The organism is Streptomyces sp. NPDC007164 (assembly GCF_040634135.1).
In the GTDB taxonomy this organism is placed as follows: domain Bacteria; phylum Actinomycetota; class Actinomycetes; order Streptomycetales; family Streptomycetaceae; genus Streptomyces; species Streptomyces sanglieri.
Window position 1 is genome coordinate 53,419 of sequence record NZ_JBEYFB010000004.1, and the last position, 12,758, is coordinate 66,176.

At 71.5% G+C, this 12,758-nt stretch carries 12 protein-coding genes and 1 riboswitch; of the genes, 3 read left to right on the forward strand and 9 right to left on the reverse strand.

The features are described from left to right. Positions 1-114: 114 nt before the first annotated feature. Positions 115-256: riboswitch (cobalamin riboswitch) on the forward strand. Between the two features lie 139 nt (positions 257-395). Further along, a complete protein-coding gene (locus ABZ622_RS08930; protein ID WP_360541700.1) occupies positions 396-2,807 on the forward strand; it encodes a ribonucleoside-diphosphate reductase subunit alpha in 2,412 nt (803 codons plus the stop codon). Next, positions 2,807-3,826: a ribonucleotide-diphosphate reductase subunit beta gene (locus ABZ622_RS08935; RefSeq protein WP_360541701.1), complete on the forward strand. Its 1,020-nt coding sequence runs from the start codon at positions 2,807-2,809 to the stop codon at positions 3,824-3,826. The genes ABZ622_RS08930 and ABZ622_RS08935 overlap by 1 nt, the downstream gene beginning before the upstream one ends. Here the strand turns inward: ABZ622_RS08935 and ABZ622_RS08940 are convergent. Next, positions 3,823-4,035 (reverse strand): hypothetical protein, encoded by a 213-nt coding sequence (locus ABZ622_RS08940; protein WP_360541702.1) that lies wholly within the window; start codon positions 4,033-4,035, stop codon positions 3,823-3,825. The genes ABZ622_RS08935 and ABZ622_RS08940 overlap by 4 nt on opposite strands. Before the next feature lie 81 nt (positions 4,036-4,116). On the opposite strand from ABZ622_RS08940, the gene ABZ622_RS08945 reads away from it, so the two are divergent. Next, positions 4,117-5,091, forward strand: coding sequence for a helix-turn-helix domain-containing protein (locus tag ABZ622_RS08945; RefSeq protein ID WP_360541703.1), 975 nt, complete (start codon positions 4,117-4,119; stop codon positions 5,089-5,091). A gap of 63 nt (positions 5,092-5,154) precedes the next feature. Here the strand turns inward: ABZ622_RS08945 and ABZ622_RS08950 are convergent, their stop codons facing one another. The 8 genes from ABZ622_RS08950 to ABZ622_RS08985 form a co-directional block, all read right to left on the reverse strand. Then, a complete protein-coding gene (locus ABZ622_RS08950) occupies positions 5,155-5,886 on the reverse strand; it encodes a D-Ala-D-Ala carboxypeptidase family metallohydrolase (protein ID WP_360541704.1) in 732 nt (243 codons plus the stop codon). 177 nt (positions 5,887-6,063) lie between these two features. Continuing rightward, a complete protein-coding gene (def, locus tag ABZ622_RS08955) occupies positions 6,064-6,702 on the reverse strand; it encodes a peptide deformylase (protein ID WP_360541705.1) in 639 nt (212 codons plus the stop codon). Between the two features lie 141 nt (positions 6,703-6,843). Further along, on the reverse strand, positions 6,844-7,836 hold the full coding sequence (locus ABZ622_RS08960) for a hypothetical protein (RefSeq protein ID WP_360541706.1): 993 nt from the start codon (positions 7,834-7,836) through the stop codon (positions 6,844-6,846). A 92-nt stretch (positions 7,837-7,928) separates the two neighbouring features. Then, positions 7,929-9,272 carry an HD domain-containing protein gene (locus tag ABZ622_RS08965; protein WP_360541707.1) on the reverse strand — a complete coding sequence of 448 codons (1,344 nt, stop codon included), beginning with the start codon at positions 9,270-9,272 and terminating at the stop codon, positions 7,929-7,931. Continuing rightward, on the reverse strand, positions 9,269-10,717 hold the full coding sequence (locus tag ABZ622_RS08970) for an HD-GYP domain-containing protein (RefSeq protein ID WP_360541708.1): 1,449 nt from the start codon (positions 10,715-10,717) through the stop codon (positions 9,269-9,271). Before ABZ622_RS08970 ends, ABZ622_RS08965 begins: the two co-directional genes overlap by 4 nt. A gap of 137 nt (positions 10,718-10,854) precedes the next feature. Further along, on the reverse strand, positions 10,855-11,175 hold the full coding sequence (gene rsrA, locus ABZ622_RS08975) for a mycothiol system anti-sigma-R factor (RefSeq protein ID WP_124716484.1): 321 nt from the start codon (positions 11,173-11,175) through the stop codon (positions 10,855-10,857). After that, positions 11,172-11,828 carry a sigma-70 family RNA polymerase sigma factor gene (locus ABZ622_RS08980; protein ID WP_266729806.1) on the reverse strand — a complete coding sequence of 219 codons (657 nt, stop codon included), beginning with the start codon at positions 11,826-11,828 and terminating at the stop codon, positions 11,172-11,174. The genes rsrA and ABZ622_RS08980 overlap by 4 nt, the downstream gene beginning before the upstream one ends. 293 nt (positions 11,829-12,121) lie before the next feature. Continuing rightward, entirely contained in the window at positions 12,122-12,757 is a 636-nt protein-coding gene (locus ABZ622_RS08985) for an alpha/beta family hydrolase (protein ID WP_360541913.1), read from the reverse strand. Between the last annotated feature and the right edge of the window lies 1 nt (position 12,758).

Here is a 12,758-nt window from a genome sequence, read left to right on the forward strand (position 1 = left end):
CGCGGCGGGCCGTCGGCGTGATCCGGCCGACCGGCCCGGGAAAGGGCCGCACGGCCCGTTCTGTGGGCCCGACTCGAACGCGCGACACAACATATGGGGGCTGCGTCATCGGGCAGCCCCCACATGTATGCTCGTCCTCGCTGTCGCCGCAGGGGAATCCGGTGCGAATCCGGAACTGTCCCGCAACGGTGTATTCAGTGCGCTTTTGTGCACCCCCGAGTCAGTCCGATGACCTGCCGGCAGCGCATCCGGCTCGACCGAACCGGATGCCCAGACGTCCGGGCCTCGCGGTTGGGCCGGTGGACGCCGTGCGGAGTGCTGCCCTGCCCCGGGTGTGCTTCCGCAGGGCTGCCCCGTTCCCCGCCGGCCCAGAGCCGAGCGAGGGAGAGCACCACGTGACCATCGCGCCAGCCGATCCGGCTTCAGTCGCCGCGTCCGCAGCAGCCGAGTCCGAGGCCGCCGCACAGGACGGACCGGGTACCGCGCTGCTGCGGACCCTGACCGACCTGACCGCCGATCTGCCCGCCACCGACCCCGGCCGGGTCGCCGCCGCCGCGCTGCGTGGCCGCAGCGCCCGCGCCGACGAGGCCGAGCTGCGGTCGCTGGCCACCGAGGCCGCCGCGGGGCTGATCTCCGAGGACCCCGCCTACTCCCGGCTCGCCGCCCGGCTGCTGACCCTCGCCATCGCGGACGAGGCGGCCGGCGAGGGCGCGGTCTCCTTCTCCGCCTCGGTAGCCGTCGGGCACCGCGAGGGCCTGATCGCGGACCGTACCGCCGCGTTCGTCGCCACCCACGCGGCTGCCCTCGACACGCTGGTGGAGCGCTCGCTGGCCGACGGCGCGGACGACCGCTTCGGCTACTTCGGGCTGCGGACCCTGCACAGCCGCTACCTGCTGCGCCACCCGCACACCCGTCAGGTCATCGAGACGCCGCAGCACTTCATGCTGCGGGTCGCGGCCGGGCTGGCCGAGGACGAGTCGCAGCGCGCCGTGGACGAAGTGGCGGCGCTGTACGGGCTGATGAGCCGGCTCGACTATCTGCCCTCCTCCCCCACGCTCTTCAACTCCGGCACCCGGCACCCGCAGATGTCCTCCTGCTACCTGCTGGACTCCCCGCTGGACGAGCTCGACTCGATCTACGACCGCTACCACCAGGTGGCGCGGCTCTCGAAGCACGCGGGCGGCATCGGTCTGTCGTACTCCCGCATCCGCTCCCGCGGTTCGCTGATCCGGGGCACCAACGGGCACTCCAACGGCATCGTGCCGTTCCTCAAGACGCTCGACGCCTCCGTCGCCGCGGTCAACCAGGGGGGCCGCCGCAAGGGCGCCGCCGCCGTCTACCTGGAGACCTGGCACGCGGACATCGAGGAGTTCCTGGAGCTGCGCGACAACACGGGTGAGGACCAGCGGCGTACGCACAACCTCAACCTGGCGCACTGGATCCCGGACGAGTTCATGCGCCGGGTCGACGCGGACGGCGACTGGTCGCTGTTCTCGCCCGCCGACGTGCCCGAGCTGGTCGACCTGTGGGGCGACGAGTTCGACGCCGCGTACCGGGCCGCCGAGGCCAAGGGCCTGGCCCGCAAGTCGATGCCGGCGCGCGAGCTGTACGGCCGGATGATGCGCACCCTCGCGCAGACCGGCCAGGGCTGGATGACGTTCAAGGACGCCTCCAACCGGACCGCGAACCAGACCGCCGAGCCGGGCAGCGTCGTCCACTCGTCGAACCTGTGCACCGAGATCCTGGAAGTCACCGACGACGGCGAGACGGCGGTCTGCAACCTGGGCTCGGTCAACCTCGGCGCGTTCGTCGCCGACGGCGGGATCGACTGGGAGCGGCTGGACGCCACCGTCCGCACCGCCGTGACCTTCCTCGACCGGGTCGTGGACATCAACTTCTACCCGACCGAGCAGGCCGGCCGCTCCAACGCGAAGTGGCGCCCCGTGGGGCTGGGCGCGATGGGTCTCCAGGACGTCTTCTTCCAGCTGCGGCTGCCCTTCGACTCCCCCGAGGCGCGGGCGCTGTCCACGAGGATCTCCGAGCGGATCATGCTCGCCGCGTACGAGGCGTCCTGCGAGCTCGCGGAGCGCTCGGGTCCGCTGCCCGCCTGGTCCGAGACCCGGGCGGCGCGCGGGGTGCTGCACCCCGACCACTACGACACCGAGCTGAACTGGCCGGAGCGCTGGGACGCGTTGCGCGCCCGGGTCGCGAAGAACGGGATGCGCAACTCGCTGCTGCTCGCCATCGCGCCGACGGCGACGATCGCCTCGATCGCGGGCGTGTACGAGTGCATCGAGCCGCAGGTCTCCAACCTCTTCAAGCGCGAGACGCTCAGCGGTGAGTTCCTCCAGGTCAACGCCTATCTGGTGGACGAGCTGAAGAAGCTCGGCGTGTGGGACGCGCGCACCCGGGAGGCGCTGCGCGAGGCCAGTGGCTCGGTGCAGGGCTTCGCCTGGATCCCCGAGGACGTGCGGGCGCTGTACCGCACCGCGTGGGAGATCCCGCAGCGCGGCCTGATCGACATGGCGGCGGCCCGTACGCCGTTCCTGGACCAGAGCCAGTCGCTGAACCTGTTCCTGGAGACGCCGACGATCGGCAAGCTCTCCTCGATGTACGCGTACGCCTGGAAGCAGGGGCTGAAGACGACGTACTACCTGCGCTCGCGCCCGGCGACCAGGATCGCCCGCGCCGCGTCCGGCCGGACCGCGGCCGCCGCCCCCATTCCCGTACAGCAGTCGTCGGCGCCCGACGCGGACGCGATCGCCTGCTCCCTCGAAAACCCCGAGTCCTGCGAGGCCTGCCAGTAATGAGCTCCACCAACTCCGACAAGAACCTTCTGGACCCGGGCTTCGAACTGACCCTGCGTCCGATGCGCTACCCGGACTTCTACGAGCGCTACCGGGACGCGATCAAGAACACCTGGACGGTGGAGGAGGTCGACCTGCACTCCGACGTCGCCGACCTCGCCAAGCTGTCCCCCGGCGAGCAGCACATGATCGGCCGGCTGGTCGCGTTCTTCGCGACGGGTGACTCGATCGTCTCCAACAACCTCGTGCTGACGCTGTACAAGCACATCAACTCCCCCGAGGCGCGGCTGTATCTGTCGCGGCAGCTCTTCGAGGAGGCCGTGCACGTCCAGTTCTATCTGACGCTGCTGGACACCTACCTGCCCGACCCGGACGACCGCGCGGCGGCGTTCGACGCGGTCGAGGAGATCCCCTCGATCCGCGAGAAGGCGCAGTTCTGCTTCAAGTGGATGGATTCGGTCGAGAAGATCGAGCGCCTGGAGACGAAGGCCGACCGCCGCCGGTTCCTGCTGAACCTGATCTGCTTCGCGGCGTGCATCGAGGGGCTGTTCTTCTACGGCGCGTTCGCGTACGTCTACTGGTTCCGCTCGCGGGGTCTGCTGCACGGTCTCGCCACGGGCACCAACTGGGTGTTCCGGGACGAGACGATGCACATGAACTTCGCGTTCGAGGTCGTGGACACCGTCCGCAAGGAGGAGCCGGAGCTCTTCGACGACGAGCTCCAGCAGCAGGTCACCGACATGCTGAGGGAAGCGGTCGAGGCGGAGCTGCAGTTCGGCCGCGATCTGTGCGGTGACGGGCTGCCCGGCATGAACACCGAGTCGATGCGGCAGTACCTGGAGTGCGTAGCCGACCAGCGGCTCACCCGCCTCGGCTTCCCGGCGGTCTACGGTTCGGAGAACCCGTTCTCGTTCATGGAGCTCCAGGGCGTCCAGGAGCTGACGAACTTCTTCGAGCGCCGGCCGTCCGCGTACCAGGTGGCGGTGGAGGGCTCGGTCGCCTTCGACGACGACTTCTAGATCCTGGCCCAGCTTCTGAGGTGGGGGCGCCGCGCAGCCGTGACGGGCTGCGCGGCGCCCGTCGTTTGCGGGGGTCCGTCGCTCCGGGCCCGTTCCGCGGCGCGCAGCTCGCGGTCGATGCGGCGCTCGCGGGCGAGCCCGGCGAGGGCGGGCAGCAGGACGAGAGCGATGAGCGCGGCTATGCCCAGGACGTTCTGGAATGTGTTCATGGCTCTACTCTCGTCCGCGCGGACACATTGCGACAGTGGCAGGACTGTCATGGAACGTCGAATTGCTGCCACACTGGCTCCATGCTGAAAAATGTCGCCGCTCTGCTGCTCGACGAGGTCCACCCCTTCGAACTGGGCGTGCTGTGCGAGGTCTTCGGGCTCGACCGCAGCGACGCGGGCCTGCCGGTCCACGATTTCGCCGTGGTCTCCGCCGAGGGCCCGCGGCTGCGGACCCATGCCGGCTTCACCATCAGCACGCCGCACGGCCTCGACCGCCTGGAGGAGGCCGACCTGATCGCCGTGCCGGCCGGCAGCCACTTCATGGACCGGGAGTACCCGGAAGAGGTCCTCGGCGCCCTGCGCCGGGCCGTGGAACGGGGGGCCAGGGTGCTGAGCGTCTGCTCGGGCGCGTACGTGCTCGGCGCGGCCGGGCTGCTGGACGGGCGCCGCTGCACCACTCACTGGCGCCACGCCGCGGAGCTGGCCCGCCGCTTCCCGCGGGCCGTCGTCGAACCCGATGTGCTGTACGTGGACGACGGCCAGGTCATCACCTCGGCGGGCACGGCGGCCGGGATCGACGCCTGCCTGCATCTGGTCCGGCAGGCGTACGGCCCCGACACGGCCAACGCGATCGCCCGCCGCATGGTGGTGCCGCCGCACCGGGACGGCGGCCAGGCGCAGTACATCGAGCGGCCGCTGCCCCGCACGCCCTGCGACACCGTCGGCGAGACGCTGGTCTGGATGGAGCGCCACCTGGACCAGGAGATGACCGTCGAGCAGCTCGCCGCCCAGGCCCACATGTCGCCGCGCACCTTCGCCCGCCGCTTCCAGCAGGAATCGGGCACCACTCCGTACCGCTGGCTGCTGCGCCAGCGGGTGCTGCTGGCACAGCATCTGCTGGAGACTTCCGATGAAACGGTGGACACGATCGCCGGGCGCACCGGTTTCGGGACCGCCGCCGCCCTGCGCCACCAGTTCGTCCGCTCCCTGGGCACCACGCCGAACGCCTACCGCCGCACCTTCCGCGGTCCGATTCCGGTGGTCGAGGTGGCCTGAGACACGGGGAAGGGCCCCTGGTCCGGACGGATTCCAGGGCCCCTTCCCCGTGCGCGGTGCGTGTCAGATGCCGCAGTTGGGCGCGGACCAGAAGTGGCTGGGGCCCTGGTTCACGTGGACGTGGTCGTTGTGGTCCGGGTACCCCGGGCCGAGGATGCCGTTGAAGCCGTGGTTGCGGGCCTGCTGGGCCAGGGTGCAGAAGGCGATCCCGCCCAGGTCGGCCGCGTCGCCGTACAGATGACGGCTGTTCGACGCCCCGCCGACCGCGCTGTTGCAGGACGTGGAGCGGAAGCCGCTGTTGACGGTGATGGGGCGGTCACCGAGCGCGTGGCGCAGCGCCTCCAGCTTCCACATGGTGCTCAGCGCGTTGGCCTTGGCGGTTCCCGCAGCGACGGCACCACCGGCCCAGGTGCTGTTGCAGCGGTTGAGCTCGGCGTACGTGAAGTGCGCCGGGGTGCAGTCGTTGTCCTGGAGCTCGTAAATCTTGGCCTGGGTGGCCGGGCCCGCGATGCCGTCGGCGGCCAGCCCGTAGGCGGCCTGGAAGCGCTTGACCGCGGCGGTGGTGGCCGGTCCGTAGGAGCCGTCGATGGCGAGTACGGAGTTGTAGCCGGGGTAGCCGGCCACCCGGATCTGGAGCTGGACGACGTCGTTGCCGGTGGCGCCGGGGGACATCGTGCGGGTCCAGGTGTAGCAGCCGTCGGCCTGTGCGGTGCCGGCGGTCATCACGGCACCACCCAAGGCGAAAGCCATGGTCATGACAAGACCGAGCAGGAGTCGTGCGGTTCGTCTGAGCATGTGGGGGCTCCCCGTTGTGACGGAAGTGTGGTCAGAGAGCTTGTCGGACGAGTCGACGCGCGTCAACCACCCATGGATGAATGGCAGTTGACGTCCCTCCGGGAGCGAACGCGACGGGCCCGGACCCCTCGCGGTACGCGAGGAGGCCGGGCCCGTCGGTGGCTGCCGGGTGCGCGCTCAGTCGTTCGGCACGACCTCGTAGCGCGGCGTGTTCTCCGCCATCTGCCGCAGCGCGTCCTTGCGGTCCCGCTTAGAGAGCCGGTCGATGTACAGGTAGCCGTACAGGTGGTCCGTCTCGTGCTGGAGGCAGCGGGCGAAGTAGCCGTCGCCCCGGACCTTGATCCGGTTGCCCTTGGCGTCCTGGCCGCGGACCACCGCGTAGTCCGGGCGGGCCAGCGAGGCGTACGCCGTCGGGACGGAGAGGCAGCCCTCGTTGGAGTCGTCCAGGACCCGGTCCTCCGGCGCCAGCTCTTCGAGCACCGGGTTGCAGACGGCGCCCACGTGCCGCACACCGTCGTCGTCCGGGCAGTCGTAGACGAAGACCTTGAGGTCGACGCCGATCTGGTTGGCGGCCAGGCCGACGCCCTCCGCCGTCCGCTGGCTCGCGAACATGTCGTCGATCAGCCGGCCCAGCTCGTCGTCGAACTCGGTGACGTCCTTGCACTCCGTGTGGAGCACCGGGTTGCCCACGACCGTGATCGGACGGGAGGTGCCGCGCTCGCGATGTGCCTCCTCGCGCGCCTCACAGTCCTCGGTGTCCACGACGAAACCCTCGTCGTCGACGCTGATCTGCTCGTCCGTCTCCTGCTGCGCCATGTCCGCCGTACGCCTTCCTCAAAACCTGAAACCCGGCCAAACCTGAAGCCCGGTCACACCTGAAACCCGGCCGTCCCACATTTTCCGGGACCCGGGCACCCGAGCACCGCGACCGGTGCCCGTACAGCCTACGGGCACCGGTCAGCAGACTTCTTCGAGATCCCGCCACTCGCGGCTGTCCGGGCTGTCCGCCACCCAGCCGTCCAGCAGACCGCGCACCAGCCCGGCCGGCGCCGCTATCCCGCACTCCCGCTCGGGCACCCACAGCTCACCGGCGGTGCGGTGGCCCAGCGGGCCCGGATGCCCCGGCTCGCTGTGGTCGTGCGGGTCGAGGTGCTCGCCGTCGCCCTCGTCGCTCTCCATCCGGCTCTCCGAGCAGGCCCGGCAGAGCAGCCGTACGGAGGACGACCAGTCCTCGGCGGCGAACCCGGCGTCGGAGGCAAGCTGCTCCAGCGCGTCCCGGTCCGCCTCGGTGGCCGCTTCGAGCAGCACCACCCAGGTGGGCACGGGAGACGGCGCCCACAGCTCGATCTCGTCGAAGACGGGGTAGGAAGGCCCGGCCGCGGTGACCCGCTCGCCGTGCGGCACCCCGTCGTGCAGGACGACCTCGCCCCAGCGGCGCCCGGACGACGGCAGCGGGATGGAGAGCACCTCCATCCGGGCCGGATCGAGCCTGCGGCCCCAGACGACCTCGGCCTCGCCCTCCGGCGACAGCCGTACCGCGGCGCTGCCCAGCTCCATGCCGACCGGCTCGCTGTTGGCCGCCGAGGTGTGCTGACCGGTGCCCGGCACCTTCAGGCCGTACGCCTGCCAGGCCCGGCGGGCCAGCGGCCAGTCCTGCAACGCGGTGGCGGCGATCCCGACGTTCCACCAGTCGGGAGCGCCGGACTCCTTGTCGAGCAGCGCCACGGCCCGCAGGCCGGCGGCTCTCGCCTGTTCCCAGTCGTGCCGGAACTTGTGCAGCAGCGCCAGATTGAACCACGACTCGGAGAGCCAGGGTTCCAGATCCGCCGCACGTGTCAGCAGTGCGCCCGCGTCCTCGTACCGGCCGTCGCCGATCAGCGTGAACGCGCGGTCCGTGGCCTGCCGCCAAGAGGCGGAGGGCCGATGCCGTACCTTCCCGAAGATCCTCACGATTCCCGCCTGTCCCGACTGGACACCCTCGTTTTTCCGCTCTTCTTCGCATCCAACCATGCCGGGCCGGACGCCCGCTCATTACCCATGGGTTACCCGGGCGGGACCGGGGCCGGACCGCCCCGGGCGAGGACCCTGGCCAGCGATTCCACGACTTCGGGCGAAAAGTCGTGGGCGGTCCCGAGCCTGAGTTGTTCCAGCGCGCCCAGCGGCCCGATGAGACCTTCCCCGCACAGGTCGTCGTATGCGTTGACGGCCCTGACGATCCTCGCGGACAACGGCTGCTCGCGGTAGGGGTCGGCCTGCCGTTCCACGACGACGGCGACCTCGGTGTCCACCCCGGTCTGCCGGACCACCGCCCCGCCGAGCAGCGCGATGCGGCGCTGCTCCGCGGCCGGCAGGGTGGCCGTCGCCCCGTCCGGGACCGGGTCGACGAGCGAGAGCTGGCCGATGTCGTGCATCAGTGCGGCGTGCTCCAGGACGGTCAGCCGGTTCCCGGAGAGCCCCAGCTCACGGCCGACGGCCCGGCAGAGCACCGCGACCCGGCGGGCATGCCCGTGCGGGGTGTACCCGGCGATCTCGGTGGACCTGGCGAGCGAGGCGATGGTCTGCCGGTAGGTGGTGCGCACCGCGACGAACCGGCGGAACGAGACATGGGTCAGCAGCAGCGGTACGCACAGGACCGGCAGCGCCCACAGCCCGGCGACGGCCACCCCGAGGGCCATCACGACCCCGGTCGCGCAGACCGCCGACCCGATGCCGAGGAGCCCGCGCAGCTCGTCCCGCAGCAGCGGCGGGTAGGGGTGGCGGGTGCGCGAGCGCAGCAGCAGGGCCGCGAGCACCGCGTCGCACAGCGCGGTCAGGACGAGGATCGCGAGCAGGACGAGCACGTAGTACGGGCCCTCGCCGGACCAGCTCGCGGTGCGGCTGCTGTTGTACAGCGGCTGGAAGCACACGGCGGCGAAGGTGACGGTCAGGACGCGGCGGGCCACCTGGTCCGGGGCGGGCCCCGTGCCGCGGGCCACATGGGGCACGCAGGCGACGAGATGCGCCGCGACGAGCACGGCGACCACCTGGAGGACACCGTGGTGGGTGGGTTCGCCACCGCTTCGGCCGAGGAGGGCGTACGCGAGGGCTCCGGCGGCGCCGAGCGGTGCGGGCTCCCGCTCGCCGGGCAGCGCCCCCCAGCGGGCCAGCTCGCCGACGGTGATGAGCACCCCGAAGGCGAGGGCGTGGCCGGGGTCGTGGATGCCGGTCCATAGGGTGTGGCCGAGCCCGGCGACGGCGAGCAGGGCCGCGGTGGCGCGGACGGTGAGGACGGCGGGGGGCAGCCGCGTCCTGGCCCTGGCTCGGGGCTTCGCTCCGGCCCTGGCGCGGGACCTGGCTCGGGGCCTTGTTCCGGCCCTGGCTCCGGGCCTGGCTCCGGTCCGGGTCATCCGCGGCGGTCCGCGGGCGACTGCGGAGCGGGCAACGGGGACTGCGGCGGCGGTACGTGGCCGAGCCCGCCGGACCGCCGGACCGCCCCGGCCTCGGCACGCCCGCCCCGCGGCCTCGGGAAGCCCTGCTCGTCCGCCGTCCCGGCCGTCGTCACCGCCGACCAGCCGTGCCGTTCGAGTCCGCGCACCAGAGCCCGGACCATCTGCGGGTCGAACTGCGTGCCCGAGCACCGCTTCAGCTCCTCCAGCGCGGCCGGCACCGGCCGCCCCCGCCGGTAGGACCGGGTCGAGGTCATCGCGTCGAAGGCGTCCGCCACCGCGACGACCCGGGCGAACTCCGGGATCTCTCGCCCGCTGAGCCCGTACGGGTAGCCGCTGCCGTCCAGCCGTTCGTGGTGGTGCAGGATCGCGGCCCGTGCCTCGCCGAGGAAGCCGATGCCGCGGACGATCTCGTGCCCGTACTCCGGATGCAGTTCGATCACCTGTCGTTCCTCCGGCGTGAGCGGACCGTCCTTGCGGAGCACCCGGGTGGGGACACCGAGCTTGCCGACGTCGTGCAGGATGCCGGCGAACCGGACGACCTCCAGGCGGCCGGGGTCCATGCCCAGTTCGCGGGCGATGAGGACGGAGGCCCGCCCGACCCGTTCGCTGTGGCCCCGGGTGTAGGTGTCCTTGATGTCGACGGCCTGCACCAGTGCCCTGATGGTGGCGCGGTGCGCGGCGTGCTCGCGGTGGTACTGGGCGAAGACCCAGCAGGAGATGTACATCGGCAGCAGAACGATCAGCGCGGACAGCGGACCGTACGGGCCGCGCCACAGGACCGCCATCATCAGCCCCGCCAGTCCGTGCACCAGATGCGGCCCCAGCGAGCGGGGCAGCAGCCCGCTCCAGGCCCGCCGCAGCGGCAGCCGTTCGGCCGCCACCAGGATGGCGCCGTCCAGCGCGGTGAGCACGAGGCTGAAGGCCAGGGCGGCGGCGCAGGCGGGCAGGATCGCGTAGGGCAGGTCGGGGAGGCGGCCGGGGCCGCCGAGCGTGGCGGTGCCGCCGAGCGTGGCGGTGCCGCCGAACAGTCCGTGGACGGACGAGGCGGCCCAGACCGTGAGGGCGAGCTGTGCGGCCCGCCAGACGCGCCGTGCGGTGAAGGGCGGCTGTTCGACCCGGCCGACGAGCGATCCGGGCACCGCGACAAGTGCGGCGGCGGCGGGCGGCAGCAGGAACGCGGCGGCCAGCAGCAACGGAAAGAACGATCCGGCACGGATCGGCACGGAGCTTCCGAAGAAGGGGCGGCGCCCGGGGAGTTCACAGGCGAGATAGAGCCCGGCGAGCAGGGCGACGGTGATCCAGGGGGTTCCCGCGCCGCCGCGCAGCGCGGGGAGCACACAGAGCAGGGCGCCCAGCGCGACCGCCGGAATGAACGTGCGCGCCGCCCCGCGTGTGGCTCTCACCCGCTCGGCCCGCCCTCCGACATGGTCAATGGAGGCGTCAGGCTAGCGAGTTGTGCGACCGGTCGAGCCTCAATGAGCCCGATTAGCACATTCGGGTGATTCGGGGGCGGCGGCCGGTACGGTCCGGCCGCCGGGTGTCACTCCTTGGCGGCTGTCGGCTGTCCGCTCTCCGCCGCCGTCACGTCCTGCTCGGGCACGGCCTGCCCCGAGCGGATCAGATCGATCCGGCCCATCACCTTGGACCGCAGGTCACTCGGCACGTCGTCCTGGCCGCAGCACCGCTTCACCAGCTTCTTGACGGCCTGCTCCAGGCCGTACTTCTCCAGGCACGGGGAGCACTCCTCGAAGTGCACCTCGAACTTGGTGCAGTCGCTGTCGGGCATCTCGTGGTCGAGGAACTCGTAGAGATGATCGAGGACTTCCGAGCAGTCCGTCTCGTGCGGCTCTCCGCAGCTCATGAGCCCGAGCCTTTCCGATCGTCCGACTCTCCGGCACCGGCCGGGACGAGCCCGCGCTCACGGGCGTAGTCCTCCAGCATGCCGCGCAGCTGGCGGCGGCCCCGGTGCAGTCGGGACATCACCGTACCGATGGGAGTCCCCATGATGTCCGCGATCTCCTTGTAGGCAAAGCCCTCGACATCGGCGAGATAGACGGCGATGCGGAACTCTTCGGGGATCGCCTGCAGAGCGGACTTCACGTCCGAGTCGGGCAGGTGGTCGAGCGCCTGCGACTCGGCGGAGCGCAGACCGGTCGACATGTGCGACTCGGCGCGCGCCAGCTGCCAGTCCTCGATCTCCTCGGCGGCGCTGCGCTGGGGTTCGCGCTGCTTCTTGCGGTACGAGTTGATGAACGTATTGGTGAGGATGCGGTACATCCACGCCTTGAGGTTGGTGCCCTCACGGAACTGGTGGAAGGAGCCGTACGCCTTGGCATACGTCTCCTGGACCAGGTCCTCGGCGTCCGCGGGATTGCGCGTCATGCGCAGCGCGGCCGAGTACATCTGGTCGAGGAAACCGAGCGCGTCCCGCTCGAAGCGCGCGTTGCGCTCGGCGGACGTCTCCTGTGCGCGGCCGTCGTCGGTCCCTGTGTCGGTCCCAGTGACCGGACCCACCTCCTCCAACGCTGTGGCGGAGCCGAAACCGGACCCGCTCGAATCGGAGAATAGTCGACCTTGCTTCGAGACGGGCTGTCGATCCGATCCGCCCTGGGCCCGCTCGGGAGTGGTCCTGGCCGCGTGCAGCACCGTCCACTCCAGGTCAGCGGCGTTCGAGCGGCTCGGGCAGATGGTCGAACCCATGCGACGGACTCCCTCTCCACGTACGACGTTGATGTACCGATGACACCGACAACAGTGGCCCCTCGCCCAACATTCCCCGGGTGTACGCCACGTTCCCGGGGTGTACGTCACGCGAGGGCGGACAGCCATCCGGTCACTGCGCCGGTGAGGATCTCCATCGCCTCGTCCTGGCTCGGCCCGGCCTTTTTCGGTACGGCGAACCCGTGGTCGGCGTACGGCACTTCGGCCAGCTCGTACTCCCCGGGCGGGAATTCGGCGGGCCGCCCGAACGGGTCGTGGCCGCCCTGCACGACGAGCGTGGGCACCCCGGAGCCGAGCAGCTCGTCGGCGCGGGACTTCTCCGGCTTTCCCGGGGGGTGCAGCGGAAAGCTCAGCGCGAGCACGGCGTGGGCGCCGAGCTCCGCGGCCGTCCGGCAGGCCACCCGGGCCCCGGCGCTCCGCCCGCCCGCGACGACGGGCAGCCCGGCGGCGGTGAGCGCGGGCCACAGCCCCCGCCACCCGGTGTCCAGGGTCTTCGGGGCGGGCGCGAGCCGCTTCCCGGCGACCCGCCACGGCTGCTCCACCAGGGCGACGGTCACCCCGTGGGCGGGCAGCACGGCGGCCAGGGCCCGCAGGTCGCGGGCCTCGATGCCGCCGCCCGCGCCATGGCCGAGGGCCAGCACCGTGCGGGCTCCCGCCGCCTTCGTCGTACCGGTCGCCGGGAACCAGGTGATCCTGGCCGGCCCGGCGTCGGTGTCGGCCATT